This window comes from Achromobacter sp. LC458 (genome assembly GCF_001005835.2).
In the GTDB taxonomy this organism is placed as follows: Bacteria; Pseudomonadota; Gammaproteobacteria; order Burkholderiales; family Burkholderiaceae_B; genus Achromobacter; species Achromobacter spanius_B.
The window spans coordinates 1-25329 of record NZ_LBHW02000012.1; the positions used below are offsets into that span (position 1 = coordinate 1).

The following is a 25329-nucleotide window of genomic DNA, read 5'->3' on the forward strand; positions in this document are numbered from 1 at the left end:
TCCTGGGCGTAGCGCCCTTCACCTTGCTGCTGCCCCACGCCAATCTGTTCTGGACGGCGGCGCTGGTGGTGGTGATCGGCATGGTGCTGGCGTCGGCGTTTTCGGCCATCGTCGTCTACGCGCAGGAATTGGTGCCGGGCAAGGTCGGCATGATTGCCGGGCTGTTCTTCGGCTTTGCCTTCGGCATGGGCGGGGTGGGGGCGGCCGCGCTGGGCAAGCTGGCCGACGCCACCAGCATCGGCTATGTGTACCAGGTGTGCGCGTATCTGCCGCTGTTGGGCGTGGTGGCAATCTTGCTGCCTAACGTGGAAAAGCCGCGCTGATGCAGTCCCGCGTTGATTCCCTACGCCAAACCAGCACGGCTCTTCGGACGACGGGGTAGTGCTTTTGGCCGACTGGCGGGGGCGAACCACAATAATTAATCTAGGGTTTGCCCTTCGTTCCTTTCGATTGTCAGTTACCTGAAAGGTTTAACTGTCAAATACTGCAAACGGGTGAACCGGGCGCTCCTGGCTTGGCGTATTCTTCTGGACATGCCGCGCTATCGTCTTGGCGCGGGAGGTAAAGGTTCAGGACAACGTCGCGCCCTCGCTTCGGCGGATCGCCGTCACGCGGGGCGGCGGCTTTTCGTCCTTCTGGTAACAAAAAGCATCAAGCATGCTGACGTGTAACGCGTATCCATCCATGAACCCAGTGCAACGGCAGGTCTGAACCGACGGCATTTGTTCCCAAGGCGCGGCCGGCAAAAAACCATGACGACTTCTTTGTTCTTCCTGATGTGGGCGCTGGCCACGGCCTTGGCGCTACCGCTGTTGCTGCCGTTCCAGTCGCGCGGGGTCAAGGGCGTGCGTGCGTTCATCGCCGCCAACACGCTGGCCGTGCTGGCGCTGCTGGCCTTCGCCGCCGCCAAGCTTGTGCCGCCGGGCGCCTACATCATGGCGTCGAACGCGGCTTGGGTATGCGCAATCAGCCTGGTGTATGTGGGCGTGCGCCAGTTCTTCGGGCTGCGGCCGCATATCGCGCGCACGTCCGGCGTCACGGCGGCGGGTGTGCTGGCCTTTGCGCTGCTGCTGTATGGCGCGGACCACCTGCCAGAACGCATGCTGCTCAATTCCGGCTTTACCTGCATCAGCGCGCTGCTGACCGGGCGGGTCATCTACCAGCAGCGCGCAAAGATCCGCACTCCTGGCGTGATGCTGTATCTGATGCTGGCCATATTCGGGCTGGCGGCGCTGCACGCAACGCGGGTGGTGGTCTATGGGTTCGGTTTCGTGAAGCCCGTGTCCTTGCTTGAACCGTCATCCTGGGGGCTGTTCTTCATTGTGTGCGGTTCGGTGACGGTGCCGGCGCTGTTCCTGGCGTTGCTGCTGCTGGTGCAGACGTGGCTATCCGAGCAGATGCAGGCGGCCCTGACGTTCGACAGCCTGACGCACGCCTATTCCCGCCGCAGCATCCTGGATGAACTGGAACGCGAGTTGCAGCGCTGTAGCCGCTCGGGCGGTCCGCTGGCCGTGCTGGTGCTGGACATCGACCATTTCAAATCCATCAACGACCGCTACGGCCATGCGGCGGGCGACACCGCGCTGCGCCATTTCGCCAAGGTCGCGCAGCACGCCGTGCGCGGCGCCGACCGCTTCGGCCGCCTGGGCGGCGAGGAGTTCGTGCTGTTGATGGTGGACTGCGACCCGGCGCGGGCGCTGGTGCACGCGCAGCGCGTCTGCGATGCACTGCGCGATACGCCGCTTTACCTGCAAGGGGTGGAAGTGCCCATGACCGCCAGCGGTGGTCTGGCCACGTACCAGCCCGGCGATAGCGCCGATGTGATCCTGGCGCGCGCCGACGTGGCGCTATACCGCGCCAAGGAGCAAGGGCGCGACCGGGTGGAAATGGCGTTTGGCGCGCGCGGCGCGGGCCGCGTGCACGTGGCCGGGCTGGCCGGCATGGCGCCAGCGGCGAACGCGCCGCTGGTGACTCATGAAGGCGCGGGGAACTAAGGCTTGAGGTGTTCCGTCAGGAACTTTTCCATCGCTTCGTAGAACTCGAACTTGTTCTCGTCGTTGTGGAAACCGTGGCCTTCGTTGTCCTTGACCATGTATTCCACTTCAACCCCGCGCGCCTTCAACGCCGCCACCATCTGGTCGCTTTCGTCTTTGGCCACGCGCGGGTCCTTGGCGCCTTGTGCAACGAACAGCGGCGTCTTGATCTTGTCCGCGTGCAGCGCGGGCGAGGTCGCGGCCAGCCGGTCCTTATCGCGTTCGGGGTGGCCGACCATGTCCTGCATCTTGTCCAGCATGGGCTTCCAGTACGGCGGAATGGACTTCATGAACGTGAACAGATTGGACACGCCCACGTAGTCCACGGCCGCCGCGTACAGGTCCGGCGTGAACGTCACGCCGGCCAGCGTGGCGTAGCCGCCGTAGCTGGCGCCATAGATGCCGATGCGCTTGGGGTCGGCGATGCCTTGCTTGACCAGCCACTGAACGCCATCGGTGATGTCGTCCTGCATTTTCAGGCCCCATTGCCCGAAGCCGGCTTCCCAGAACGCGCGGCCATAACCCGTCGAGCCACGGAAGTTCATTTGCAGCACGCAGAAACCGCGGTTGGCCAGGAATTGGGTTTCGGGGTTGTAGCCCCAGCCGTCGCGTGCCCACGGCCCGCCGTGCGGGTTGACGATGCAAGGCAGGTTCTTGGGATCGCGGCCCGCGGGCAGCGTCAGGTAGCCGTGGATGGTCAGGCCGTCGCGGCTTTGGTAGCTGATGGGCCGCACTTGCGACATGTCCGCTTCCGGAATGGCCGGGTTGATGTCGGCCAGCTTGGTCAGCGTGTCGGTGTTGGCGTCGTACAAGTAGCGCGAGCCCGGCGTGCGGTCGTTGTAGGCCGCCACGATGAACACGGTTTCGTCGCGGTTGGACCCTTGCAGGGCGATGTCATAGCCCTTGAGCTTGTCGGACAGTTTCTTGAACAGCGCTTCGGACTGCGCGTCGAAGAACTTGTATTGCGGCTTGTCGGTCTGGTAGGCGGCCAGCGTCAGCACGCGGCGCTTGCGCGAGTAGCCCGCGCCGTCCAGGTCGACGGTGTCGGGCGTGAAGATTTCTTCTTCGACATCCGGTTGCGCCGGGTCGATGACCACCAGCGACAGCTTGTCGCGGCCACGGTTGCTCAGGGCGTAGATCTTCTTGTCGTCGAACGTGAAGAACGACGGGCTGACGTTGGTGCGGTAGTCGGTGGTGATCAGCGGGCGGAAGTCGGACGCTTCGTTGTCGCGGTAGAGCAGGGTGGTGTTCAGGCCGTCGCTGGTGACGGCGGCGCGCACCTTGCCCGCATGGTCGGTCTGCCAGCCCACGATGTTGCCCGGGTTCTGCGCCACCAGCACGGCCGCGCCGGTGTGGACGTTGACGCGGTAGACGTCAAAGACCTCGGGGTTGCGTTGGTTATGGCTGATCAGGACGTGGTCGGGGTCGTCTTCAAGATCGTCTTCAATGCTGGCGCGCGCGCCTTCATAGGGCGTCAGGTCGGTGATCTTGCCCGTCTTGGCGTTGACGGCCAGTACGTGGAAGTTCTCGTCGCCGCCAAAGTCCTTCTGATAGAGCACCACGTCGGCGCCCTTCCAGAAGTAGTTGGAGATATCGCGCGCGGTTTCGCTGGTCAGTTGGCGGGGTTCGCCCACCAGCTGGCTGCCTTGCAGCGGCTGCACGTAAATATTCATGCGGGCCGGGTTGCCGTCCACGCTGGTGGGCTGCATGAAGGCCAGGGTGCGGCCGTCGTCGGCCAGGCGGAAGAAGCCGCGTTCCGGGTTGCGGAAAAAGTCCTTCAGGGGATAGGCGCGGGGCGGGGGCTGGGTGGCGCAGGCGCCCAGCGTGGTGCCGACGATACTGGCGGCCAGAATGGTGCGCGTCATGAAGGAAAACAAGGCAGGACCTCCGCGATTTCAATGCGGTCGATAATGCCATAGTCGCGCGGGCGGTGTCGAACCGACCCCACTTATGCCGCCGTGCCGTTTGCGGGATAATCGCGGCAATTCATCTGGAGAATTACATGTACAGGAATCTGGTCGCGGCATCGGCGCTGGCGCTGGGCCTGGCGGGTTGCTCGCTGGGCATCTCGCAGGACAGCGCATCCCCGCACAGCGAATTCAAGGCGCCGGTCGCGTTCAAGGACGCCTACGCCACCGTGATCCGGCAGTCGAACAACTGCCTGCGCAGCACCGACAACGCCTATCGCGTGGTGTCCGACCTGAACGAGGCGGCGCAGTCGGGCGTGGTGCGCGTGCTGGCCCCGTATACCGACAACGAAATGTCACGCGTGGACCTCAAGGCCAATGGCCCGGCAAGCACCGACGTGAAGATCGTGATGTGGGGCAAGGGCACCTGGGACGCCGCCGCGATGCGTGCCATGCAGGACGCCATCTACTACAGCATCACGTCGTGCAGCACCTACATGCCGCTGGACCCGCGCCCGCCCGTCAAGCCGTCGCGCGACCTGCCCAACTGAGCGCCGTCGCGCGACCTGCCCGACTCAGACGTCGCGCGCGACCTGTGCAACTTGCGCCGCGCGCGACCTGTGCAACTTGCGGCGCGCGTCACACCCCAAGGGCGGCGCCGTTCAATCGCCGCCCGGGCGGCGGCGGATGATCTTGAAGGTTGCCGTGGCGCGCGCCACCAGTTCGCCGTCGGCGCGTCGGATGTCGCCTTCACAGAAGGCGATGGACGCGCCCCGGCGCAGGCAGCGCGCTTCAATGACCAGGTCGCCCGTGCCGGGAGACAGGAACGTGGTGTTCATGTCGATGGTGGCCATGCCTTCGGTGGCATCGGCGGACCCGCGTGCCGCCGCGCTGAGGGTGAAGTCCAGCACGCTCATCAGCGTGCCGCCGTGCACGTCGCCCCGGCTGTTGGTCAGGTCCTGGCGCCACGGCAGGGTGGTGCGGGCGAATCCCGGCGCAACGCTCTCGGGCACCAGCCCGATGAAGTGCATGAAGGGTATCGTCAGGCCGAAATAGTCAGTGGATGCAGAGGCAGAGGCGGTCATGAGCGTAGGCAAGATGGGTAAGCGGATAGAGCCGGTCATAATATATTTTTTTGCAGTGCCCGCCAGCGTGCAACGGCGACGGGCGCATCGTCTTCACTGGAATGTCTGAACTCTTGCGCAAGATCGTGCATGTGGACATGGACGCGTTCTACGCGTCCGTGGAGCAGCGCGACAATCCCGACCTGCGCGGCAAGCCCGTGGTGGTGGCCTGGACCGGGCCGCGCTCGGTCGTCTGCGCGGCGTCCTACGAGGCGCGGCGCTTCGGCGTTCATTCGGCCATGTCCGCCATCCGCGCCGAACGCCTGTGCCCGCAAGCCATCTACGTGCCGCCGGACTTCAACCGCTATCGCGAGGTGTCGCGCCAGATCCGGCAGATATTCGGCCGCCATACCGACTTGATCGAACCGCTGTCGCTGGACGAAGCCTATCTGGACGTGACGCATAACAAAGGCGGGCTGCCCTCGGCGACCGAAGTGGCTCAGGTCATCCGCCATCAGATCCGCGAAGAAACCGGCCTGACCGCGTCGGCCGGCATCGCGCCCAACAAATTCCTGGCCAAGATTGCCTCTGACTGGAACAAGCCCGACGGGCAGTTCGTCATCCGGCCCACGAAGGTGCTGGAATTTCTGCAACCGCTGCCAGTGCGCAAAGTGCCGGGAGTGGGCAAGGTGACGCAGGCGCGGCTGGAGCAGTTGGGCATCCACACAGTGGGCGACCTGGCCACGCACAGCCTGGAAGAACTGGCCCACTATTTCGGGCGCTACGGGCGCCGCCTGTACGAGCTGGCGCGCGGTATCGACGATCGCGAAGTGCAAACCGACCAGCCCTTGCAGCAGGTGTCGGCCGAGACCACGTTTTCGGAAGATATCCGGCTGGACGCGTTAGGCGATGCCATCGACCGCATGGCGGGCAAGGTGTGGGACCAGGCGTTAAAGAAAGGCGCGCTGGGGCGCACGGTGGTCCTGAAGTTGAAGACCGACCGGTTTCGCATCCTGACGCGCAGCCAGACCAGCTTGAATCCGCCGGGGTCGGCGGCCGAACTGGCGGCGTTGGCCAGGCTGTTGTGCGAACGGGTGGAACTGCCGCCGGAAACGTTGTACCGGCTGGCAGGAGTCGGGATGAGCAATTTTGCCGATCCCGCCGAGCAGTCGCGCCAGCCCGATTTGTTCGGCGGCACGTTTTAACTGCCCGGCGCCGGGTCAGGCCAGCCGGGCCTTGACCTGTTGCGACAACGCCGTCATGTCGGCGCGGCCGGCCAGCGCCTGCTTGAGCAGCGCCATGACCTTGCCCATGGCGGGCGCGCCCGTCACGCCTTGTGCGGCCACTTCGGCCAGCGCGGCGTCGATGGCGGCGGCCACTTCTTCAGGGCTTGCGGCCTGCGGCAAGAACTCTTGCAGCACCAGCAATTCGGCCTTTTCCTGTTCGGCGGTTTCCGTGCGCCCGGCTTGTTCGAAGGCGGCGATGGATTCGCGCCGCTGCTTGACCTGCTTTTCGATGATGGCGGTGATTTCGGCGTCGTTCAGGTCGCGGCGTTCGTCCACTTCCTTTTGCTTGACGGCGGCCAGCAGGAAACGCAGGGTCGTCAGGCGTTCGGAAGCCTTGGCGCGCATGGCGTCCTTGACGGCATCGGACAGGCGGGTCTTGAGCGTAGCAGTGCTCATATGTGAACCTTTTGGGTGGTGTTGCGGCAATTCGCAAGTGTAAATCGGGCGGACCCGGATCGGGCCAGCATCTAGCCGGCGTCGGGCCGGCTTCGGCCCGGCTTACTTCACGCGGGCCAGATCCCCGCGCAGCGCCACGCCGGCCACCACGGCGCCCGCGTGGCATTCGTAGTCGGTCTTGCTGCTGGTTTCGTTTTTGCGATAGTAGCTGACGATGTTCGTCACGGCATTCGCGCCGGCCTTCTTGGCGGCTTCATGCAGCGAGATCACCGCCGATTGCGCCGCCCACAGGCACGCTTCCGGGTCTTTCTTGGCAAACGCGTTGGTCTTGCGGTTGGTGACCACGTTGGCTTCCAGCACCTGGCCCTTCGGACCCGTGCCCGCCAGGTAGAACTTGACGCTGCCGTCGATCTTGCCGGCGGCCAGGGCGGCGTCGATGGCCGGTTGCAGGGGCAGGAAGACGGTGCGGTCGGCGGCCAGTACCTGGGTCGAGCAGGCCAGCGACAGGGACAGAGCGCCAAAGAGCTTGTGGGTGATCTTCATGAAGTGCGTTTTCCGAGAATGAAAGTTGGGAAGAAGGCAGAAAGAAGGCGAAAAGAAGGTGAAAAGTCGGTGAAAAAAGGCGAATGGATGGAACAGGTCAATGCCGACCCGGCAAGGCCAGGCCGGCAACGCCCGACGCGGCTCAGGACCAGCGCCGGAAAATCAGTGAGGTGTTGATGCCGCCGAACGCGAAGTTATTGTTCATGACGTATTCATTGCTCATGCGGCGGCCTTCGCCTTGCAGATAGTCCAGGTCGCCGCAACGCGGATCGATGTTGCGTAGATTCAGCGTGGGCGCGTACCAGTCGCGGTTCAACATCTCGATGCTGAACCACGACTCCAGCACGCCGCAGGCGCCCAGCGTGTGGCCCAGATAGCTTTTCTGCGTGCTGATCGGCATGCGCGCGCCAAACAGCGCGTGCGTGGCCTGCGTTTCGGCGATATCGCCTTGTTCGGTCGCGGTGCCGTGGCCGTTCACGTAGCCGATGGCTTCCGGCGGCAGGCCGGCGTCCGCCAGCGCCATCTGCATGGCGACGCGCATGGTGGCCGCCTCGGGCCGCGTGATATGCGTGCCGTCCGAGTTGCTGCCGAATCCCACCACTTCCGCATGGATGTACGCCCCGCGCGCCAGTGCATGGTCCAGCGATTCCAGCACCAGCATGCCGCTGCCTTCGCCGATGACCAGGCCGTCGCGGTCGCGGTCGTAAGGGCGCGGCGTCAGTTCCGGCGTGTCGTTCTGCTGGCTGGTGGCATACAGCGCGTCAAACACCAGCGCTTCGCTGGCGCACAGTTCTTCCGCGCCGCCGGCCAGCATCATGTCCTGGCGGCCATAGCGGATGGCCTCGTAGGCGTAGCCGATGCCCTGGCTGCCCGAGGTGCAGGCGCTGGAGGTCGGAATGATGCGGCCCTTCAGCTCGAAGAAGATGCCCACGTTGGCCGCCGTGGTGTGCGGCATCATGCGCACATAGGAATTGGCGTTCAGGTCGTCGGTGACGCCGTTCAGCAGCATGTTGCCGAACGCGCGGATCTCGGCGGTGCTGCCCACCGACGACCCGCACGCCACGCCCATGCGGCCATCGGTGATGCTGGGCTCGCCCAGCAACGACGCATCGGCCAGCGCCAGCTCGGCGGCGCGCACGGCCAGTTGCGACACGCGGCCCATGCTGCGCAATTGCTTGCGCGTCCAGTGCGAGGGCACCTTGAAGTCTTCCACGGGCCCGGCCAGCCGCGTGTTCAGTTCGGCAAAGCGCGCCCAATCCGGCATGGCGCGGATGGCGCTGCGGCCCGATTCGAATGCTTGTTGCACGCTGGCCCAGTCCGAACCCAGCGCGCTGATGCCGGCCATGCCGGTGACCACAACCCGTTTCATCAGCACAACCCTCCGTTGACGGCGATGACCTGGCGCGTGATGTAGGCGGCGCCCGGCGACATCAGGAAGGCCACCGTGGCGGCCACCTCTTCGGGCTTGCCCATGCGCTGGGCCGGCACCGCTTTCAGAATTTCTTCCACGGGCACGTGCTCGTCGATCATGTCGGTATCGATCAGGCCCGGCGCCACGCAGTTCACGGTGATCTGGCGCTTGGCCAGTTCAACGGCCAGCGCTTTGGCCGCCCCGATCAGCCCCGCCTTGGACGCGCTGTAGTTGACCTGGCCACGGTTGCCCACCAGCCCGGACACCGACGCCATGCAGACCACGCGGCCCGGCGCGCGGCGCCGGATCATTGGCATGGCCAGCGGGCTCAGCACGTTGTAGAAGCCGTCCAGGTTGGTGCGCATCACCTGGTCCCAGTCGTCGGCCGTCAAGGCCGGGAAGGCGCCGTCGCGTGTCAGCCCGGCGTTGAGCACCACGCCGTAATACGCGCCGTGCGCTTCTACGTCCGCTTGCAGCACGGCCGCGCACTGTGCACGGTCGGACACGTCGAATTGCAGCACGCGCGCCTGGCGGCCGCGCGCGATGACCTCTGCCTGCACGGCCTCGGCCTGTTCGCGTTGCTGGCGGCAGTGCAGGACAAGATCGTGGCCGGCGTCGGCCAGTGCCAAGGCAATGGCGCGGCCGATGCCACGGCTTGATCCGGTTACAAGAATGGGGGCTGCGTTCATGTCAGGGAAGCTTCCTGGGTAAATTCGTCGGGGTCCTTGGGCTGATAGACGTTCAGCCGGGCGTGGGCCAGCAGGCGGGATTCGTCGCGCAGCTCGCAATCGAAGACGCTCATGCCGCTGGCATCGATCAAGCCGCGTTGGACATGGATGGTCAGGGCCGCGCCGGCGGGCAGGGTGTCCGCGTGGCAGTCATAGCGCCGGGTGCCAAGCAGGAATCCCAGCTTGACCGGGGCGTCGGCTTCGCGCGCCTGGCAACCGGCCCAGGCGCCCACCGCTTGCGCCATCAGCTCCATGCCTAGCCAGGGCGGCAACGAGCCGTCCGGCAGCGAGTACGGGCCGGGTTTGATGACGGTGCGGGCGGTGAGACTGTCGGCGTCATAGCCTTGCACCGCGTCGATCAGGATCATGTTGCCGGCATGCGGCAATAGGGCGGCAACGGGCCACGGGCAGGCTTTCATGGGCGGGCTCCCAGGATCAGGCTGGCGTTGTTGCCGCCAAACGCAAAGGAATTGCTCATTGCGATACGGGGGCGGCCCGGCGCATAGCGATCTTGTCCGGTGCTGAAATTCAACGCGGGCAGCGCCGGGTCGGCCTGGCCATCCCAGGTGTGGGGCATGAGCCGGCCGTCGGGATTCATGGCGGACAGCGTGATCCAGGCCAGCGCGGCTTCCATGGCGCCGGCCGCGCCCAGCGTGTGGCCGGTCAACGCCTTGGTGGACGCGCAGGGCACGCCTTCGGGAAACACGGCATGCATGGCGTGGCTTTCCATCGCGTCGTTGTGCGGAGTGCCGGTGCCGTGCAGGTTGACCCAGCCGATGTCGGCAGGCGCCAGCCGCGCGGCCTGCAAGGCGGCCAGCATGGCCTGGCGCGCGCCCGCGCCCGACGGCTCGGGCGCCGACATATGCCAGGCGTCCGAGCTGGCACCGCCGCCCAGCAGCGCCACGGCGTTGGCGTCATCGGCGTCGCGCTGCATCACGAACAGCACGCCGGCTTCGCCGATATTGATGCCACGGCGGTTGACCGAGAACGGCTGGCAAAGCGCGTCGTCCACCGCTTCCAGCGTGGCGAAGCCATTGATCGTCAGGCGGCAAAGCGTGTCCGCGCCGCCGCACACCACCGCGTCGCAAAGGCCCAGGCTCAGCAGTCGGCGCGCGGACAGCAGCGCGCGGGCGCTGGAAGTGCAGGCGGTCGACAGCGTGTAAGCCGGCCCGGTCAGGCCCAGATGCGCCGCCAGGAACGCAGCGGGCGAGGACAGGGCCTGACGGCGATAGTCGTAGTCGGCGGGCCAGGCGCCTTGCGCCGCCAAGGTGCGGAAGGCGGGCGCGTTGTCGTTGACGCCCGACGTGCTGGTGCCCAGCACCACCGCGATGCGGCCGGGTCCGTGGCGGGCGATGGCGCGCCGCAATTGCGGGGCGATCTGTTCGGCGCAGGCCAGCAGCAAGCGGTTGTTGCGGCTGTGCAGATGGTCGGGCAAGGGGGTGGCCGCGGCCATGGCCAGGATGTCGCCGGGCGGGGCGTCTGAGGAGCCAGCGTTGGCCTTGGCAAGCATGTCGCGCGGGGCGGCGGCCGAGGTGCCAGGTGGGATGTCGCCAGCTGTGTTGGCGGCGGTGTGGGCTCGAGTGTCGGCGGCGGTGCCAGGAAACGCCGGCAAGGGGCCGACATAAGCGCCCAGCGTCAGGCTGCGGTCGTGGACCCAGCCGGCCTGTGCGCGCATGCCGCGCGTGTCGCCATCGAAGGCGGCTTGGGCGACGGCGTTCACGCCTGCGCCCAACGCGCAGACGATGCCGGGGGTGCCTAGCCAAGTGTTCACGGCAGTTCCTTGAGCGGCGCGACGCGCCAGGTGACGCCATCGGCGCCGGTAATCGAAAAAACGTCGGGCTGCGAGGGCTGCGCCCAACGCACCGTCCAGCGCACCGCGCCGCGATCCAGCAGGCTGCGTACCGCCGTGCCGTCGTCTTGCTGCCGCGCGCGCCATGCGCCCGTGCCATAAGCGGCGTCCAGCTGGGCCTGCGGCGTCCACGCGAACATCAGCGCGGCAAACAGATCGCGCGCCTGGGCGTTGGGCCGCATGAATCCGTCGTTGCGCCAGTGGCCGCCCTCCAGCATCTGCCGCGCTTGCGGCACGCCCATCGGGTCGAACAGCGACCAGCGCAGCGCCGCTCCTTCGCGCTGCACCACCAGCATCGTGTCCACGCTGGGCTGGTCGGCGGCCACCTGCACGACGTGCAGCTGGCGCGGCACGGCAAAGCCGGCGTCGCGGGCGGGCAAGGGTGGCGCGCCGGCGCAGCCGGCCAGCCCGATCAGCACGGCCAGCAACGCCGCCGTGGCCCGCGCGCGCCGGGCCGACTTGCGCACGGGCAAGGGCAAGCGCTGCACCACGCCAAGGCGGGGTACGGGCAGGGGCAGGCGTGCAAAAACGCCATGTGTGTGCACGGATACGGGCGGGCGTGGCGAAGCGGCTTGCATCATCGGTCTCAGGCGGGTTCGGCTTGCGTGGCGGCGCCACGGCAAAGCTCGCTTAGCATGCGCAGGCGGCGTTGCGGGCTGGCGACAAAGGGGTTGGCGGTGTCCCACGCGTAGCCGGCCAGAATCGAGCTGATCATCCGGCGGATTTCGGGCTGCGGATTCTTGTGGAACACCACGTCCTGGAATTCGCCGCTGTACCAGCCTTGCACATAGGCGCGGAAGGTCTCTACGCCCAGCATCAAGGGGTCGGCAAAATCGGCCTGCCAGTCCACCACTTCGCCGCCCAGCTGGCGGTGCAGGGCGTCGGTGGCCAACTTGGACGAGCGTAGCGCGATGGTCACGCCGGATGAAAACACCGGGTCCAGGAATTCGGCCGCGTTGCCCAGCAGCGCGTAGCCGGGCCCGTACAGCCGGGTGACGCTGGCGGAATATCCGCCGATGGTATTGGCCGGCGTGTCCCACACGGCATTGGCCAGCACGCACTTGAGGTTCGGCGCGGCAGCGGCCATCTCACGCAGGGTCGACATCAGGTCCTGGTCGGGGCCACCGAACAGATCCTGCCCCCCAACCACGCCGAACGAGCAGCGGCCGTTCGAAAACGGAATCAGCCAGTACCAGATGCCCGGCTGCTCGGGGTGCACGCTGATCAGGATTTTCTGGCGGTCAAAGCCGGGGTCGTCGATGCGGTCTTCGATGTGCGTGAAGATGGCCTTGCGCGGCGGCATCGAGGAAGGGCGTTCCAAATCCAGCAAGCGCGCCAGCACGCGGCCATAGCCGCTGGCGTCCAGCACGAAGCGGCTCTTGACCTGGTAGCTGGCGCCGTCGACGCCGCGCACGTCCAGCAGCGGTTGGTCGCCGCTGAAATCCGCGGCCGTGACTTCTTGCAGGTAGCGCACGTCCACGCCCTGGCGCGCGGCATCGTCGGCCAGCACTTTGTCGAACTGCGCGCGCTGCACCTGGAAGGTGGTGCCGGGGCCGGCGGTGAACTTGTCGCGAAAATCAAAGTAGGTGTAGTCGTCGCCCCGCGCAAAGGCGGCGCCGTTTTTCACCTGAAAGCCCGCCGCGTTGACGGCAGGCATCATGCCGGCTTCTTCAACGAATTCCAGGCAGTGCGCCAGCAGGCTTTCGCCAATTGAAAAGCGCGGAAATTGCTGGCGTTCCAGCATCAGCACATCATGGCCTTGCCGCTTGAGCAGGGCCGCCGCAACCGCACCGGCGGGACCTGCTCCGATGACGACGACTTCACGATGTTCCATGTGGGGTGATTCCATGTAGGGGGGGCTAATGGGAGCGGCCGCGCTGGGGCGGACGCACCCAGGGAGACCACAGCAAAGAAAAGGCAACGCCCAGCGCGACGGCCATGCCGAAGTTCGCAATGGCAGGCGTCTGGCTGACGGCAAGCAGACCGAAGGACAGCAAGGTGGTGACGGCGCCCAGCAGGACGCCGACCAGGCTGGCGGCGGCGCCCGCCACGCGTTCGTACATGAAAATGGCGTAGTCCACGCCGATGGCGGACACCAACAGCAGGCCGAACAGGCTGAACAGGGTCAGGGGCTGGCCCAGATAGCCCAACGCGGCCAAGGCGCAGGCGGTGGCGGCAAGCGGCACCGCCAGGATGCGCCAGGTGGCCGCGCGACCCAGCGTCAGCAGCAGCAAGACGGCCGCCACCCCATAGGACAGCAGCTTGAGTTCGGCGGCTTCGATACGGGTTGAGGCGAACATGCGGTTCAAGTCGCCGCTGCGGTCCACCAGTTCGACGCCCGGCAAATCGCCCGCGATGCCGTCCAGCGCGGCGGCGCTGCGCAGGCCCAGCAGCGTGACCATGCCGGCTGCCTGGCCGTCGTGCACGCCCAGCCATTGGCCGCGCCAGCGTTCGGCAATCGGGCCTTGCAGCGCGGCGTCGATGGTCAACGCAGGCAAGGTGGCGAAGGCATTCAGTTCGCGCTGCAAGGCCTCAAACGGTATGCCCAGGTCGGTCAGGGGCTTCCAGGGGTCGGGCCGCGCGGCCTGCGCCGTCAGTTGCCGGCCTAGCGCCAGCTGGTCTTGCACGGGCGACACCAGTTGGCTAAGCGCGCTGTAACCGGCAAGGTCGCCACGCTGGACCAGCGCGTCCAGCTTGCGGGCCACCCGCGCTTGTCGGCGCAGCAGCTCGTCCGCGTCGGGCGCGCGCACAAGAAAGAACTGGCTGGTTGGCGTGAAGCCGGTGATCTCGCCGATCTGGCGCGCTTGTTGCAATAGCGGCGCGGGCAGGCTCAACCATTGGCGCAGGTCGTCCTGGATGACCAGCCGGCTGACGCCACCCACGGTAGCGGCCACCAGCGCCAGCGCGCCCGCCGCCAGCAGCAGGCGTCGGCCCGCCACGCGTTCGCGCAAGCGCAAAGCCGCTTCGGCGGCGTGCAACAGCGGCGGCCATGGGCGCGGATGCCAGCCGTTCATCCATGCCGGAAGCTGGCACACCGTGCACGCGTAGGCGCCCAACAGCCCGGCGGCTGAAAAGACGGCCGTCTGCGTCAGGGCAGGAAACGGTGTAAAGGCCAGCGCCACGTAGCCGACCAGGCTGGCCGCCAGGCTGATGGTCAGGCCGGGCAACACGCGGCGCAGCGCGGGCCATGCCTGCCAGTCGGCCATGCCGTAGCTTTTGCCCAGCCAGTGCATGGGAAAGTCCACCGCCACGCCGATCAGGCTGGCGCCGATCACCAGCGTCAGCACATGGATCGAGCCAAACACCGCCACGCAGGCTACGGCGCCGGTCAACAGGCCCACCGCCACCGGGATGAACGCCAGCAACGCACGCGCGCGGCGCAAGGCCAGCAACAGCACCAGGACGATGCCGGCCATGGCGATGGACCCGATCCAGGAGCTTTCGGCCACGGCCTGCGCCCGCCCGGCCGCCGCGTACAGCGGGCCGCCGGCGACCAATAGTTCCGCGCCGTCGGCCTGTAGCGCCTGGCGGGCTTCGTCGATGCGGGCCGCCAGGCCCTGCGGCGCGTCGGTGTCGAACGCGTCAGCGCGCGTTTCGGCGCGCACCAGCACCCAGCGCCGGCCGGCATGTTCCGCTTGCAACGTGCCGGTGCCCATGTCGTATTGCACCGAGCCGCCGGGCCGCAACGCTTGTTCGGCGCGCCGGGTCAGCCCCAGCCAGTCCTGGTCCACGGGCACCAGTCCCGACGACGAAAACGGGTCGGACAATTCGCGCGCGCGGCGTTGGGCGTAGGCGGCGGGGTCGCCGGCCAGTTGGTCGCGGTCGGCAGGGGGCAGCATGGCCAGGCGTCCGGCCAGCAGCTGCGCGCGCAGCGCGGCCACGTCCACATTCAATTCCAGCTGCACCGAGGCGAACAGGCCGCTGTCGCGCAGGCGGTCGGCCAAGGTGCGCGCGGGCGCCACCGGGTCCGCGCCCGGCCGCGCCGCCACCAGCGCCAGCAACTGGCGAGACAGCGGTTCCTGGATGCGTGCTTCGGCCAATTGCCGCGTGGCGTCGGCCTGGGTGTGCGGCACCAGCTCCATCAGGTTGGCCGACACCGGCCAGCCATGGCGGCATTGCCACGCGCCCACGCACAGGACAAGTAGCAGACCCAGCTTGAACAGCCGGGGCAGCCAGCGCTCAATGGGAAAACGCACGTTGTTCTTCTGAAGTCAGGGCGTCGGCGGCAACCGCGTCCGTCATTTGCAGGACGCTGCGGTCGCCTTGGGATTCGCGCAATTCGATGCGGTCGACCAGCTTGCCGCCGTTGATCTGGATGTTGTCGAAAATCTGGCGCAGCAAAGCGGACCGCGGCGTCAGCATCAGCTGCCATGCCGCGGCGTCGCCCGTCAGGGCAAGGTCGAAGTTGTCTTGCAGGTCTTTGGTGTCGCCGGCCAGCACCGACAGGAACAGCCGGTTCTCGCGGTCCGACCCGGTCTGTTGCGGCAACGCCTGCCAGGCCCCGGATTCATCACGCCGCGATATGCCGCCAGCGTCGATGCGCAGGTCCTGGGCGATGGGCGTGCGCAGCAGCCACAACAGCCCTTTGCCGGCTGCCAGCGTGAAGTCGCCACGGCTGGTCAGGGGCTGCGGCAGCGAGCGCAGGAATTTTTGCTGGATGAAATGGCCACGCACGACCGGCGTGGCACGCAGCTGGGCTTGCAGGTCGTCCAGGCTGAAAGCGTGCGCGGTCCACGGCAGCGCGATCAGCAACAGCAAGAGCCACTGCAACTGCCGCAGCGCCGCATGTCGTGCGAGTGTCAGGCCGCGTTTCAAGCCGTGTTTCAGCCCCAGTGCAAACGACTTGGCAGCAGGCGCCTTCATGTGGACGCCTCCAGGGCATGCAGCTTGCGCCGCACGGCGTCCACGAACGCGGGTGGCGAGGTCAGCTGCATTTCACGGGTTGCGATGCAGACGGCCACCTGTTCCGACGTGCCGCGCGTCAGCCGCTTGCCGCTTGCCGTATCCAGGATCAGGTAATTGATCTTCAAGCGGTTTTCCCATTCCACCAGCTCGGCGCGGACCGTCAGGCGCTGGCCGAACTCGGCCGGCTGGGCATAGCGCAAATGCAGATCGATGACGGGCCAGGCGTAGCCGCTGGCGCGCATGGCGTCGTAGTTGTGGCCCAGTTGGTCCAGCAGTTCGCAACGCGCCTGCTCCAGGTACTTCACGTAGTGGCCGTGCCACACGACATTGAGCGAGTCGACGTCGAAGAAGGGGACCTGGATGTCGACCTGTGCGCCGATAAGGCCTCGTTTACGCATCGTCTTTCCAGAAAGGGTAGAAGTTGAACCATTGCAGCGGCGCCAGTCGGCAGTGCGCGGCAAGTTGGTCGGCATAGCGTTGCGCCCAGTAGGCGATGCGTTCCTGGCGCGTGGCGCGCGTCCATTCGATGCCGTCGCACAGGCGTTGCATGGCGACGCGGTAGCGGCCGCCATGGCGCGTGCAGAACAGCACATTGACCGGGCAGCGCAGCAGCCCCGCCAGCAGCCAGGGCCCTTGCGGCAGCGCGGCCGGCGCACCCAGGAAGTTGACCCGCGTGGTGCGGTCGCCCTGCAACGGCACGCGGTCGCCGGCAATGGCCAGCCATTCCCCGCGATCCAGGCGCTGCGCCAGGTCCAGCATGGTGGCGGCGTCTAGTTCGCTGACCTGGATCATGCGCAAACCACCGCCGGCCTCATCCAGCAGACGGTTGAAATGCACGGCGTGCTTGCTGTGCACCAGCACGTTCAGGCGCAGCGCGCCCGACTGTTCGGCCAGCGCGCGGCACACTTCGATGTTGCCCAGATGCGAGCCCACCAGGATCTGGCCACGGCCGGTGCCCATTTGCGCATGCAGGCCGTCGGGGTCGGCGATGTCCAGGTGCGACAGCGTGATCTTGCCTTGCCACACGTCCAGCTTGTCCAGCATGGCGTCGGCGAAGGCCAGGTATTGGCGGTAGACGGGCAGGGTGCGCGGCAGCGGCACGTGCGGCAAGGGCGGCATGTTGGCCATGTCGGGCATGTCGGGCGTTGTCGTGCCGGATAGCCGCTGCTGGTACTGCGCGATGGCGCGGCGCGCGCGGCCACCGAATGCGTAGAAGTACAGCACCACGATCCACACCACGGGCGCGACCACGCGGCGGCCCAGCCGACGCGCGGCCCAGGCCGTCAGGCGCATCAATAGGGGGCTGCCGCGCTCGCGCTGGTGGGCCCAATGGGAATCGGCGGCGCTCAAGATTGCGCCCTTCCTGCCAGGCGGTGCGCCCTGCGTGCCAGGCGGCGCCACAGCAACGCCGGCGCGCGGCCCAGCATCCCGAAGAACAGCCGCGCGTGCATGCGGCTGATCAGCACGTTGTCGCGCAGGCCCTTGAAATGCGACACGCCGCCTGCCGGGTAGGTCACGCGGGTGGGGCGCCACGCCATTGGCACACCGCGCCAATGCAGGCGCACCAGGATGGCGATGTCGAAATCCATGCGGCGGCCCACGCCGGCGCGGTCAATGACGGGCAGCACGGACGCCAATGGATAAATGCGAAAGCCGCACATGGCGTCGGGGATGTCCAGCGACAGCGTATTGATCCAGACCCAAACGCGGGTCAGCCAGCGCCCGTAAAGGCGGCTGCGCGGGACATCGTCGCCGTAGACGGGCGCGCCGCAGATCACGGCTTGCGGGTGGGCGCGCGACGCCTCGGCCATGGCGATGGCGTCGTGCAAGGCGTGCTGGCCATCGGCGTCCACCTGCAAGGCGTGGGTATAGCCGAAGGCGGCGGCGGCGCGCAGGCCGTCCTGTACCGCCGCGCCCTTGCCGCCATTGACGGCGCGGCGCACCAGGTGCGTGCGCGGCTGCGCGGCCAGCGTGTCCAGCACGGCCGCGCAGCCCGGCTCGGAACCATCGTCCACCAGCACGCAGGGCAAGCCCTGCGCCGCCATCTGCGTATGCACGGCGGCTACCGTGGCGCCATGGTTGTAAACCGGGATGACCGCGCACAGCTTATGGGGTTGCGGCATGGCCATCCCTTTGAATCATGCGGCCCGACGAGCAGGGCGCGTCGTCCACCGTCAAGGTGAAATACAGCTTTTGTTTCGCCTCGTCCCAGCGCAAGGCCATCACGGCCCGATCCCCGGGGCGCAGCAAGCGCTGGAATTTCAGGGCCTCCATGCCGCCAAATTGCAGGCCGGGGCACAGACCGCGCTGCGCCAGCGACAGCGCCCAACTGATTTGCGCGACGCCCGGCACCACGGGCACCGTCGGGAAATGCCCGCTGAAAAACGCCAGGTCGTAGGGAATATCCAGCGTGTAGCGGCGTTCGTTGCCGGGTTGGCCGGGCAGTTCGACCACATGGGGGTCCACCGGGCGCGGACCCGCCGCCGCGTCGAACAATACCTGCGGCATCTTGCCCTGCGCATTGGTGGGCAAATGCCTGAAAAGCCGCCACGATCGCGGGATGGCCAGCGACTCAAAGCCCGTGCCCAGATGCGTGCGTAGCGCGTCCACCAGCGTCTTGCGGCCTTGGTTGCGCAGCACATGCAGTCCCGCGCTCGACAGCGCGACCAGCCCGGTCAGGCGCGTGGCGCCGCTCGCGATGCCCACGCGCGCATCGGCCACATAGCCGTGGCGCATCAGCGCCTGTTCCAGCATTGGCAACGAGATCCGTTTTTCTTCGATCTTGACGATGCGGTCCAGGCGGCCCAGCAATTCAAAGCCGCTGCCGGTCAGCCGGGCGCCATCCGAGGTGTGTTCGTCGGCGGCGTTGACCCAGGGCGATTGCACGCGCAACGCGCCGTCGGCGCCTGTGCTGAGCGCAACGCCGGGCAAGGCTTGCCAGTCAGATGCCCCGGTGCGCCACGCAACGGCACCGGTTTCCGAACTGCCATAGATTTCGGTGGGACGCAGGCCAAGTTCGCGTTCAATGTCGTCGGATACCTGCACCGGCAGCGCACCGCCCGACGAATGAATACGCAGCAGTCGGCCGCGTAGTTGCACCCAGTCCAGCCGTTGACCCAGCCGCCGCAACATGGCCGGGCTGGCTATCCAGGTGAAGGACGGATAGCGCAGGCTGGCTTGCTGCAATTCCTCGGGATAGTGGCGCTGAAGGCGGTCGATCAAGCGGCCCGCGCACAGCGGCCACAGCACGCGAAACGGCAGGCCGTACATATGTTGTGCCGATACGCTGCCCAGCACGGGCGCGTTCGGTTCCGGCCATTGTCGCTGCAAGGCGTGGACCTCGGCCGACAGCTGGCGCCATTGCTTGTGCAGTGGCTTGGGCGCGCCGCTGGAGCCCGACGTGCACAGCACCAGAGTGCGTGCGGGGTCCAGGCCGGCGGGCGCAAGCGGCGCATGGTCTTGCAAGCCGTCCAGCCGCCATTGGCGCGACGGCGGCACGGGCAGGGCGGTATCGGTCAGCCAGGCGTCGACATCCGCGTCCAGCGTGGCGCAGGTCGCGGGCTGCGCATCGCCGGGCAAGACGGCGATGACGTTGGCGCGCCAGCAGGCGAACAGCGCAATGGCCAGCGCCACGGCGTCGTCGAACCACAGCGCCACGCGGCGTGGCGCGCGTGCCTGCAAGGCGCCGGCCGCGCGCAGGCTGGCCTGCGCGAAAGCGGCGCGAGTCAATGGCGGCTCGTCGGCCAGCAGGACGTCGTGGGCGGCTGCGTCTGGCAGCAGCAGGTGTTCTAGCGGTGTCCAGCGCATGGCTCAAACCGCCTTCGCGGCTGCCGGACGCAGCAGCCATTCGCCTGCCATCAGCAGGCCCATCAAGCCATAGCTGATGGCACCGTTGTAGGCGACCCACCAGCTCCAGGGCGCCCAGGCGGCCAGGGCCGCGGCCGCCGCGCCGTTACCCGCAAAAAACAGGCACCATGCACGCGTGACGTTACGCGTGTAGCGCACGCCCTCGGGCGGCAGGTTCGGATGACGCAGGCGGGCGATTTGTTCAACCACGGGACGGCCGACGCGCAGGCTTGCGCCGAAGATGGCAAGCATCATCGCGTTGACCATCACGGGGTACCAGCGCAGCCATGCTTCGGAATTGCAAAGCGCCAACACGACGCAGAACGTCACGGCCACGGCCGGCAGCCAGCGCGCGCCGGGTTGCCCGGCGCGCGCGGTCAAGCCACGCAGCAACCACAGCAGCGCCAGCGGCAAGGCCAGCCAGGCGGGACTGACGCGCCCCAGCGTCGCGTGCACCACAAAGGGATACGCGACGCCGGCCACGGCCAAGCCGGCCGCAACGCCGCGCCTCATGCGTCGGGAGCCTGCTTTTGCCACATGGCCTGGACCACGTCCTCGACGGTGCGCACCGTGCGAAAGTCGTTTGCGTCCAACTTGCGGCCGGTCTGGCGGCGCACGTGGTCGATCAGGTCGATGGCGTCGATGCTGTCGATTTCCAGATCGGTATATAGATTGGCTTGCGGCGTAACGCGTTCGGGTTCGATCTCGAACAGCTCGACCAGCGCATCGCGCAACGTATTGAAGATGTCCTCACGGGTATGCATCGTGGACTCCATCTGCGTTAAGCGCGGCGCTGCGCGGCGACAAAGTCCGCCAGGCTGCTGATGCTGGTGAAATGCTCGCGCATGTTGCGCGTTTCGGGATCGATGGCGATGCTGTAGCGCTTTTGCAGCGCCAGGCCCAGCTCAAGGGCATCGACCGAATCCAGCCCCAATCCCTCGCCAAACAGCGGGGCGTCGGACGCGATGTCGTCGGGGGTGATGTCTTCCAGACCCAGCGATTCGATGACGAGCGTCTTGAGCTCAAGTTCCAATTGGTTCATCCCGCTTTGACTCCGTTGCCACCGTCCCGGGTGGCGTGTTCGTTCATGACAGCGCCGGCCGGCGCGGTGCGCGCCAGCTCGGCTTCGAAATAGGCATGCAGCCAGGCATTCATCTTGCGGCCCGCGGCGGGCAGGGGATGCGCGCTGCTCCAGATGGTCGGGTCGATGTCCTCGCCCACCTGGATGACATAGCGCATGCGGCGCGCGGGAATCCGGTACCAGGGTTCGCCCTTGGTCAGGCTGCGCGGGTTCATCTGGATGACCACGGGGGTGACGATGCGCGCACCGCGCAGCGCAATGGCGCAGGCGCCACGGTGAAACTGCGGCAATGCGTCAGGCGGCGTGCGCGTGCCTTCGGGGAAGACGATCAGCGTTTCGCCGTTGCGCAGCACATCAGCGGCGCGGTCAAACATGTCGAAGCTCTCGTCGTTGGTGATGTAGCCCGCGTTGGCAACGGGGCCGCGCGTGAACGGGTTGGTGGCCAGCCCATGCTTGACGATGCAGTTGGCGTTCTTGACGTGTCCCACCAGAAACACCACATCGAGCAACGACGGGTGGTTGGCCAGGATCATCTGGCCGGGCTTGCCCAGGCGGTCGGCGCCCTTGAATTCAACGGTCAGGATGCCCACCCGAACCATGAACCGGATGAACAGGCGAAACGTGCGGTTCAGCGCCCAGCGGGCGCGCCGCTGGCGTTCGATCCGGCCGCCCGGCAGCAGGCGCTGCGGCGGGAAGACCAGCACGCGCAACAGCACGCCGCCCACGCCGAACATCGTGAAGGCCATGCCGGTGGCCAGCAGGCGCCAAAGCCAGAAGTCCTGGCGGGGTTGGGTGGTGCTAGTCATGCGGTGCGGGTCCAGGTCCAGCGTCGGGCGCGATTGGCGTGCCCCCAAGTGGGGGTGCGCAGCGTCAGGTGGCGCAGCAGGTTCAAGGGGTTGGGCCAAACGTGCTCTGCTGCCGTCAAGTCGAAGGACGACGTGGGTGGCGGGCGGTGGCCGCCGGCGCCAGAGGACAGGGCCAGTGACCAGTCCGAGCCGGCGCGCAAACGAAACGCGGCGGCGTAGGTGTAGGGCACGTCATCGATCCAGGCGGCATAGGGCGCGGGCGGGCGTTCTTCGGCCAGCACCACCAGGACGTCGTCATGGCCCTGGTCGAGCAGCATGGCGGCTTCGACAAACGCGTGCTCCAGGCCGTCGTCGTCCACCGACAGCGCGACGGATTCGGTGGTTTCACCGCGTATGATCGACCACTGCGCGGCAATGGCGTTGTGCACCGACAGGCCGAACGCGGTGGGAGACAGCGGTTCGTTTGCCGCCAGCGCTTGCAGCAGGCCGAAATTGCGGGTGGTTTCGCCGTGCCGCGAGGCAAACACGAACGGCATCGCCGGGCGCCCGGCGGCTAGCGGCCACGCGCATTCGAACACCGCGCGGGCAAGCGGGCTGAGCCGGCGGCGTTGCATCGGGGGCAGAAAGTCCAGGCGGGGCGCGCGTGCGTCATCAAGAGGACAGTAAGGGTGTTGCGCCCAATGAAACCAGTCTTCGGGCGACTCCATTCCTTGCGTCCAACCTTGCCATTGCGCGATTGAAAACGTCAACATAGCGCGCGATTCTACTATGTCATCGCTCATGGAATTTGTTTTCAGTAGTAACTTTGTGTCGACGCCACAGCAAGGGGTTTCGCGTCTTCGAAATGTAATTGGTTACTTATTGCCGTGGAAATTCAGGAACTATTCATGTATTGGGCGGACAAAGGCGCCGCCGAACTTTATCGGGTGCAGGACCTGTCCGAAAACGACGCCTTGCTGGCGCCCGCCCGATCCGGCCCCAAGGCCCGCGAAGACTGGCGGGTCAGCCGCGCCTTGCTGCATGACGTGCGCCGGTCCACCCCTGCGGGCGGCGTGACGTCGCTAAGCCACAGCGGCGGGCACGCCGTCTGCGCCCGCGCCCCGGACGGCTGGGCAGTGGGCGCCGACCTTGAGCGCCTGCGCACCCGGGATTTTGCCGCGCTGGCCGCTTGGGTGTGCTCAAAGGAAGAGGCCGTGGCGCTGGCCGCCTTGGAGGGGCCGGCCCAATGCCATCGTTTTTACCTGCTGTGGACCTTGAAAGAAGCCTTGATCAAGGCAGCAAAATTGGCTTTTCCAGCGGATATGGCCACGGTTGGCCTCGCCAGGGATGGCGACGGCACATGGCGGCTACGCGCGCCGCCCGGCCCGTGGCAGGCGGCCAGCTGGATGGTGGGGGACGCATGGATGGCCTCCGTGGTGTGGCAGGGCCCGGACCCGGCCACAAGGTATCCAATTTGGCGCGGGGGCGCCGGCTGCGCCTTGCCGGCGCTAACACTTGTTGGCGAATGGCGACGCGACATCGATTAAGGGGTGCGCCGGGATGTGTCCTTGGTTCTTGAAGATGACCCTTCGTTCTTAAAGATGTATTATGAATATATGTTTAAAGCGAGCCCGATCGCAATTCAAGGAGCAGCAAGATGTTGAGCCCCGAAGTCCGCGCGCTGGTCAAAGCCACGGCCCCCGTCCTTAAAACCCATGGCGTGGCGCTGACGCGTCATTTCTACGCGCGCATGTTCGAGCACAACCCCGAGCTCAAGCACGTGTTCAACCAGGGCCATCAGGCCGGCGGCCAGCAGCAGCATGCGCTGGCCGGCGCCGTGACCGCCTACGCGGAACATATCGACGACCCTTCCGTGCTGGCCCCCGTGGTGACGCGCATCGTGCACAAGCACGTCAGCCTGGGTATCCGGGCCGAGCACTACGCTATTGTGGGCAAGCATTTGCTGGCGTCGATCCGTGAAGTGCTGGGCGAGGCCGCCACCGACGAACTGGTGGACGCCTGGGCCGCGGCTTATGGCCAATTGGCTGACTTGCTGATCGCCGAAGAATCGCGCCTGTATGCCGAATCGGCGGCCAAGCCGGGCGGTTGGACGGGGTGGCGCGCCTTTCGCATCGTGGGTAAGCAGCCGGAAAGCGCTGAAATCACGTCCTTCTATCTGGCGCCGTCCGATGGCGGCAAGGTGCCCGCCTATCGCCCCGGCCAATACCTGTCCGTGCGCGTCTACATTCCCGAGCTGGGCCTGATGCAGCCGCGCCAATACAGTTTGTCGGACGCGCCCGGGCAAGATCGCCTGCGTATTTCAGTCAAGCGCGAGGCCGCGGGCGCCCAGACGCCGGCAGGCCGGGTGTCCAACACTTTGCACGACCGGCTGCAAGAGGGCGACGTGCTGGATGTGGCGCCGCCGCAAGGGGATTTCTATCTTCAAGAAGACAGCGACGCGCCCGTGGTGCTGCTCAGTGGCGGAGTCGGGCTGACGCCGATGGTGTCGATGCTGAACCACCTGGTGCGCACCGACGACAAGCGCCAGATCCGGTTCGTGCACGGCTGTCGCAACCGCGCGGTGCATGCCATGCGCGACCACGTGAACCGCATCGCGGCAGAGCGCGGCAATGTACGCAAGGCGGTCTTCTATGAAGAAGTCGGCCACGCCGACAAGGCCGGCGAAGACTACGACCACCGTGGCCGCGTGAACCTGCGCGCCATCGCGGACGAGGCCATCGTGCCGGGCGCCGATTATTACCTGTGCGGTCCGGCGCCGTTCATGGCCGCGCAACGCTCTGCCTTGCTGGAGCTGGGCGTGGAACCCGCGCGCATCCACGCCGAGGCCTTTGGCACCGGCGGCGCTCCAGCCTGAGCGGTGTATCCTGGCGGCCTGAACTTTTCGGGCCGCCCGGCCACCCGAACCTTGCCATGCAACTGACCCGATTCACCGATTTCGGCCTGCGCGTCTTGATGTATCTGACGCAGTGCCGAGACCGGCCCAGCGCCGTGACCATCCCGGAGATCGCCGAGCGTTTCGACGTGTCGCGCAATCACCTGGTCAAAGTGGTGCACTTCATGTCGCAACGCGGCTGGATCAGTACCGTGCGGGGCAAGGGCGGCGGGTTGCGGCTGGCGCGCGACGCGTGCAGCTATCCCGTCGGCGACCTGATCCGCGAGCTGGAACAGCAGGGTCCGCTGATCGATTGTCGCGAACCGCCCTGTGCGCTGGACGGCGCCTGCCGGCTGGCGGGCGTGCTGGCCCAGACCCTGAACGCCTTCTACGACGCGCTTAACGGCTACACGCTGGCCGATCTGGTGCGCGACCCCACCGCCGCTGCCATCATCAAGCTGCACCGCGCGGCCTGACCCGTCGGCCTTGACCCGTCTGCCTTGACCCGGCCCGCTTGCCCCCCTCAATCCCATGATGTTTTGTTATGGATGCTGCGGCGTTTGGCATTTGCCGCGCTGCCCATGGCCGTTACAAAATGGGAG

At 66.8% G+C, this 25329-nt stretch carries 27 protein-coding genes and 1 pseudogene; 7 read left to right on the forward strand and 21 right to left on the reverse strand.

Annotation, left to right across the window (positions count from 1 at the left end; translation table 11 throughout):
• Both YH64_RS12195 and YH64_RS12200 read left to right on the forward strand, forming a co-directional pair.
• Positions 1-323, forward strand: a pseudogene (locus YH64_RS12195) (MFS transporter); the annotation flags it as partial.
• 429 nt (positions 324-752) lie between these two features.
• A complete protein-coding gene (locus YH64_RS12200; RefSeq protein WP_046804508.1) occupies positions 753-1994 on the forward strand; it encodes a GGDEF domain-containing protein in 1242 nt (413 codons plus the stop codon).
• On the opposite strand, the gene YH64_RS12205 is transcribed toward YH64_RS12200, so the two are convergent.
• Entirely contained in the window at positions 1991-3898 is a 1908-nt protein-coding gene (locus YH64_RS12205; protein ID WP_370512740.1) for a prolyl oligopeptidase family serine peptidase, read from the reverse strand. The two genes, YH64_RS12200 and YH64_RS12205, sit on opposite strands and share 4 nt — an antisense overlap.
• Before the next feature lie 137 nt (positions 3899-4035).
• On the opposite strand from YH64_RS12205, the gene YH64_RS12210 reads away from it, so the two are divergent.
• Positions 4036-4491: a BPTD_2524 family lipoprotein gene (locus tag YH64_RS12210; RefSeq protein ID WP_046804510.1), complete on the forward strand. Its 456-nt coding sequence runs from the start codon at positions 4036-4038 to the stop codon at positions 4489-4491.
• A gap of 111 nt (positions 4492-4602) precedes the next feature.
• On the opposite strand, the gene YH64_RS12215 is transcribed toward YH64_RS12210, so the two are convergent.
• Positions 4603-5025, reverse strand: a complete 423-nt coding sequence (locus YH64_RS12215) for a PaaI family thioesterase (protein ID WP_046804511.1) — start codon at positions 5023-5025, stop codon at positions 4603-4605.
• A gap of 101 nt (positions 5026-5126) precedes the next feature.
• Between YH64_RS12215 and dinB the strand changes: the two genes are divergently transcribed.
• Positions 5127-6209: a DNA polymerase IV gene (gene dinB, locus YH64_RS12220; RefSeq protein ID WP_046804512.1), complete on the forward strand. Its 1083-nt coding sequence runs from the start codon at positions 5127-5129 to the stop codon at positions 6207-6209.
• Positions 6210-6224: 15 nt separating this feature from the next.
• Here dinB and YH64_RS12225 read toward each other — a convergent pair whose 3' ends face one another.
• From YH64_RS12225 to YH64_RS12315, 19 genes are all read right to left on the reverse strand, one after another.
• Complete coding sequence (locus YH64_RS12225) at positions 6225-6686, reverse strand: GatB/YqeY domain-containing protein (protein WP_046804513.1); 462 nt, start codon at positions 6684-6686, stop codon at positions 6225-6227.
• A gap of 102 nt (positions 6687-6788) precedes the next feature.
• On the reverse strand, positions 6789-7229 hold the full coding sequence (locus YH64_RS12230; RefSeq protein WP_046804514.1) for a hypothetical protein: 441 nt from the start codon (positions 7227-7229) through the stop codon (positions 6789-6791).
• A 142-nt stretch (positions 7230-7371) separates the two neighbouring features.
• Positions 7372-8598, reverse strand: a complete 1227-nt coding sequence (locus YH64_RS12235; protein WP_046804515.1) for a beta-ketoacyl-ACP synthase — start codon at positions 8596-8598, stop codon at positions 7372-7374.
• Positions 8598-9329 carry a 3-oxoacyl-ACP reductase FabG gene (gene fabG / locus YH64_RS12240; RefSeq protein WP_046804516.1) on the reverse strand — a complete coding sequence of 244 codons (732 nt, stop codon included), beginning with the start codon at positions 9327-9329 and terminating at the stop codon, positions 8598-8600. Before fabG ends, YH64_RS12235 begins: the two co-directional genes overlap by 1 nt.
• Entirely contained in the window at positions 9326-9787 is a 462-nt protein-coding gene (locus tag YH64_RS12245; RefSeq protein WP_046804517.1) for a hotdog family protein, read from the reverse strand. The genes fabG and YH64_RS12245 overlap by 4 nt, the downstream gene beginning before the upstream one ends.
• Positions 9784-11139, reverse strand: a complete 1356-nt coding sequence (locus YH64_RS12250) for a beta-ketoacyl-ACP synthase (protein WP_046804518.1) — start codon at positions 11137-11139, stop codon at positions 9784-9786. Before YH64_RS12250 ends, YH64_RS12245 begins: the two co-directional genes overlap by 4 nt.
• Entirely contained in the window at positions 11136-11798 is a 663-nt protein-coding gene (locus YH64_RS12255) for a DUF3261 domain-containing protein (RefSeq protein WP_255444365.1), read from the reverse strand. Before YH64_RS12255 ends, YH64_RS12250 begins: the two co-directional genes overlap by 4 nt.
• Before the next feature lie 5 nt (positions 11799-11803).
• Positions 11804-13051 (reverse strand): NAD(P)/FAD-dependent oxidoreductase, encoded by a 1248-nt coding sequence (locus YH64_RS12260; RefSeq protein ID WP_143215350.1) that lies wholly within the window; start codon positions 13049-13051, stop codon positions 11804-11806.
• A gap of 25 nt (positions 13052-13076) precedes the next feature.
• A complete protein-coding gene (locus YH64_RS12265; protein WP_046804520.1) occupies positions 13077-15413 on the reverse strand; it encodes an MMPL family transporter in 2337 nt (778 codons plus the stop codon).
• The gene (locus YH64_RS12270) at positions 15397-16080 is read right to left on the reverse strand and encodes an outer membrane lipoprotein carrier protein LolA (protein WP_082134454.1); all 684 of its coding nucleotides are present in this window, start codon (positions 16078-16080) and stop codon (positions 15397-15399) included. The genes YH64_RS12265 and YH64_RS12270 overlap by 17 nt, the downstream gene beginning before the upstream one ends.
• Positions 16077-16520 carry a thioesterase family protein gene (locus YH64_RS12275; protein ID WP_046804521.1) on the reverse strand — a complete coding sequence of 148 codons (444 nt, stop codon included), beginning with the start codon at positions 16518-16520 and terminating at the stop codon, positions 16077-16079. The genes YH64_RS12270 and YH64_RS12275 overlap by 4 nt, the downstream gene beginning before the upstream one ends.
• Positions 16513-17472, reverse strand: a complete 960-nt coding sequence (locus tag YH64_RS12280) for a glycosyl transferase (RefSeq protein ID WP_046804522.1) — start codon at positions 17470-17472, stop codon at positions 16513-16515. The genes YH64_RS12275 and YH64_RS12280 overlap by 8 nt, the downstream gene beginning before the upstream one ends.
• Positions 17469-18245 carry a glycosyltransferase family 2 protein gene (locus YH64_RS12285; protein WP_046804627.1) on the reverse strand — a complete coding sequence of 259 codons (777 nt, stop codon included), beginning with the start codon at positions 18243-18245 and terminating at the stop codon, positions 17469-17471. The genes YH64_RS12280 and YH64_RS12285 overlap by 4 nt, the downstream gene beginning before the upstream one ends.
• Positions 18229-19929, reverse strand: coding sequence for an AMP-binding protein (locus tag YH64_RS12290; RefSeq protein WP_046804523.1), 1701 nt, complete (start codon positions 19927-19929; stop codon positions 18229-18231). Before YH64_RS12290 ends, YH64_RS12285 begins: the two co-directional genes overlap by 17 nt.
• Before the next feature lie 3 nt (positions 19930-19932).
• Complete coding sequence (locus YH64_RS12295; RefSeq protein WP_046804524.1) at positions 19933-20481, reverse strand: membrane protein; 549 nt, start codon at positions 20479-20481, stop codon at positions 19933-19935.
• Positions 20478-20732 (reverse strand): acyl carrier protein, encoded by a 255-nt coding sequence (locus YH64_RS12300; protein ID WP_039883125.1) that lies wholly within the window; start codon positions 20730-20732, stop codon positions 20478-20480. The genes YH64_RS12295 and YH64_RS12300 overlap by 4 nt, the downstream gene beginning before the upstream one ends.
• A gap of 17 nt (positions 20733-20749) precedes the next feature.
• Positions 20750-21010: a phosphopantetheine-binding protein gene (locus YH64_RS12305; RefSeq protein WP_046804525.1), complete on the reverse strand. Its 261-nt coding sequence runs from the start codon at positions 21008-21010 to the stop codon at positions 20750-20752.
• Positions 21007-21855: a 1-acyl-sn-glycerol-3-phosphate acyltransferase gene (locus YH64_RS12310; protein WP_046804628.1), complete on the reverse strand. Its 849-nt coding sequence runs from the start codon at positions 21853-21855 to the stop codon at positions 21007-21009. Before YH64_RS12310 ends, YH64_RS12305 begins: the two co-directional genes overlap by 4 nt.
• Positions 21852-22607, reverse strand: coding sequence for a beta-ketoacyl synthase chain length factor (locus YH64_RS12315; RefSeq protein WP_046804629.1), 756 nt, complete (start codon positions 22605-22607; stop codon positions 21852-21854). Before YH64_RS12315 ends, YH64_RS12310 begins: the two co-directional genes overlap by 4 nt.
• Positions 22608-22742: 135 nt before the next feature.
• On the opposite strand from YH64_RS12315, the gene YH64_RS12320 reads away from it, so the two are divergent.
• The 3 genes from YH64_RS12320 to YH64_RS12330 all read left to right on the forward strand — a co-directional run bounded on the left by YH64_RS12320 (position 22743) and on the right by YH64_RS12330 (position 25203).
• Positions 22743-23381, forward strand: a complete 639-nt coding sequence (locus YH64_RS12320) for a 4'-phosphopantetheinyl transferase superfamily protein (protein ID WP_255444366.1) — start codon at positions 22743-22745, stop codon at positions 23379-23381.
• 110 nt (positions 23382-23491) lie between these two features.
• A complete protein-coding gene (hmpA, locus tag YH64_RS12325; RefSeq protein ID WP_046804527.1) occupies positions 23492-24709 on the forward strand; it encodes an NO-inducible flavohemoprotein in 1218 nt (405 codons plus the stop codon).
• 56 nt (positions 24710-24765) lie between these two features.
• Positions 24766-25203, forward strand: coding sequence for an Rrf2 family transcriptional regulator (locus YH64_RS12330; RefSeq protein ID WP_046804528.1), 438 nt, complete (start codon positions 24766-24768; stop codon positions 25201-25203).
• The last annotated feature ends 126 nt before the right edge of the window (positions 25204-25329 follow it).

Bases quoted from the DNA above. Each gene is read 5' to 3' on its own strand.
- YH64_RS12215 (WP_046804511.1), bottom strand. From the start codon at position 5,025: ATGACCGCCTCTGCCTCTGCATCCACTGACTATTTCGGCCTGACGATA.
- fabG (WP_046804516.1), bottom strand. From the start codon at position 9,329: ATGAACGCAGCCCCCATTCTTGTAACCGGATCAAGCCGTGGCATCGGC.
- YH64_RS12300 (WP_039883125.1), bottom strand. From the start codon at position 20,732: ATGCATACCCGTGAGGACATCTTCAATACGTTGCGCGATGCGCTGGTC.
- YH64_RS12275 (WP_046804521.1), bottom strand. From the start codon at position 16,520: ATGCGTAAACGAGGCCTTATCGGCGCACAGGTCGACATCCAGGTCCCC.
- YH64_RS12205 (WP_370512740.1), bottom strand. From the start codon at position 3,898: ATGACGCGCACCATTCTGGCCGCCAGTATCGTCGGCACCACGCTGGGC.
- YH64_RS12230 (WP_046804514.1), bottom strand. From the start codon at position 7,229: ATGAAGATCACCCACAAGCTCTTTGGCGCTCTGTCCCTGTCGCTGGCC.
- YH64_RS12330 (WP_046804528.1), top strand. From the start codon at position 24,766: ATGCAACTGACCCGATTCACCGATTTCGGCCTGCGCGTCTTGATGTAT.
- dinB (WP_046804512.1), top strand. From the start codon at position 5,127: ATGTCTGAACTCTTGCGCAAGATCGTGCATGTGGACATGGACGCGTTC.
- YH64_RS12210 (WP_046804510.1), top strand. From the start codon at position 4,036: ATGTACAGGAATCTGGTCGCGGCATCGGCGCTGGCGCTGGGCCTGGCG.
- YH64_RS12255 (WP_255444365.1), bottom strand. From the start codon at position 11,798: ATGATGCAAGCCGCTTCGCCACGCCCGCCCGTATCCGTGCACACACAT.
- YH64_RS12320 (WP_255444366.1), top strand. From the start codon at position 22,743: ATGTATTGGGCGGACAAAGGCGCCGCCGAACTTTATCGGGTGCAGGAC.
- YH64_RS12285 (WP_046804627.1), bottom strand. From the start codon at position 18,245: ATGCCGCAACCCCATAAGCTGTGCGCGGTCATCCCGGTTTACAACCAT.
- YH64_RS12290 (WP_046804523.1), bottom strand. From the start codon at position 19,929: ATGCGCTGGACACCGCTAGAACACCTGCTGCTGCCAGACGCAGCCGCC.
- YH64_RS12225 (WP_046804513.1), bottom strand. From the start codon at position 6,686: ATGAGCACTGCTACGCTCAAGACCCGCCTGTCCGATGCCGTCAAGGAC.
- YH64_RS12305 (WP_046804525.1), bottom strand. From the start codon at position 21,010: ATGAACCAATTGGAACTTGAGCTCAAGACGCTCGTCATCGAATCGCTG.
- YH64_RS12245 (WP_046804517.1), bottom strand. From the start codon at position 9,787: ATGAAAGCCTGCCCGTGGCCCGTTGCCGCCCTATTGCCGCATGCCGGC.
- YH64_RS12310 (WP_046804628.1), bottom strand. From the start codon at position 21,855: ATGACTAGCACCACCCAACCCCGCCAGGACTTCTGGCTTTGGCGCCTG.
- YH64_RS12295 (WP_046804524.1), bottom strand. From the start codon at position 20,481: ATGAGGCGCGGCGTTGCGGCCGGCTTGGCCGTGGCCGGCGTCGCGTAT.
- YH64_RS12200 (WP_046804508.1), top strand. From the start codon at position 753: ATGACGACTTCTTTGTTCTTCCTGATGTGGGCGCTGGCCACGGCCTTG.
- YH64_RS12315 (WP_046804629.1), bottom strand. From the start codon at position 22,607: ATGTTGACGTTTTCAATCGCGCAATGGCAAGGTTGGACGCAAGGAATG.
- YH64_RS12260 (WP_143215350.1), bottom strand. From the start codon at position 13,051: ATGGAACATCGTGAAGTCGTCGTCATCGGAGCAGGTCCCGCCGGTGCG.
- hmpA (WP_046804527.1), top strand. From the start codon at position 23,492: ATGTTGAGCCCCGAAGTCCGCGCGCTGGTCAAAGCCACGGCCCCCGTC.
- YH64_RS12235 (WP_046804515.1), bottom strand. From the start codon at position 8,598: ATGAAACGGGTTGTGGTCACCGGCATGGCCGGCATCAGCGCGCTGGGT.
- YH64_RS12270 (WP_082134454.1), bottom strand. From the start codon at position 16,080: ATGAAGGCGCCTGCTGCCAAGTCGTTTGCACTGGGGCTGAAACACGGC.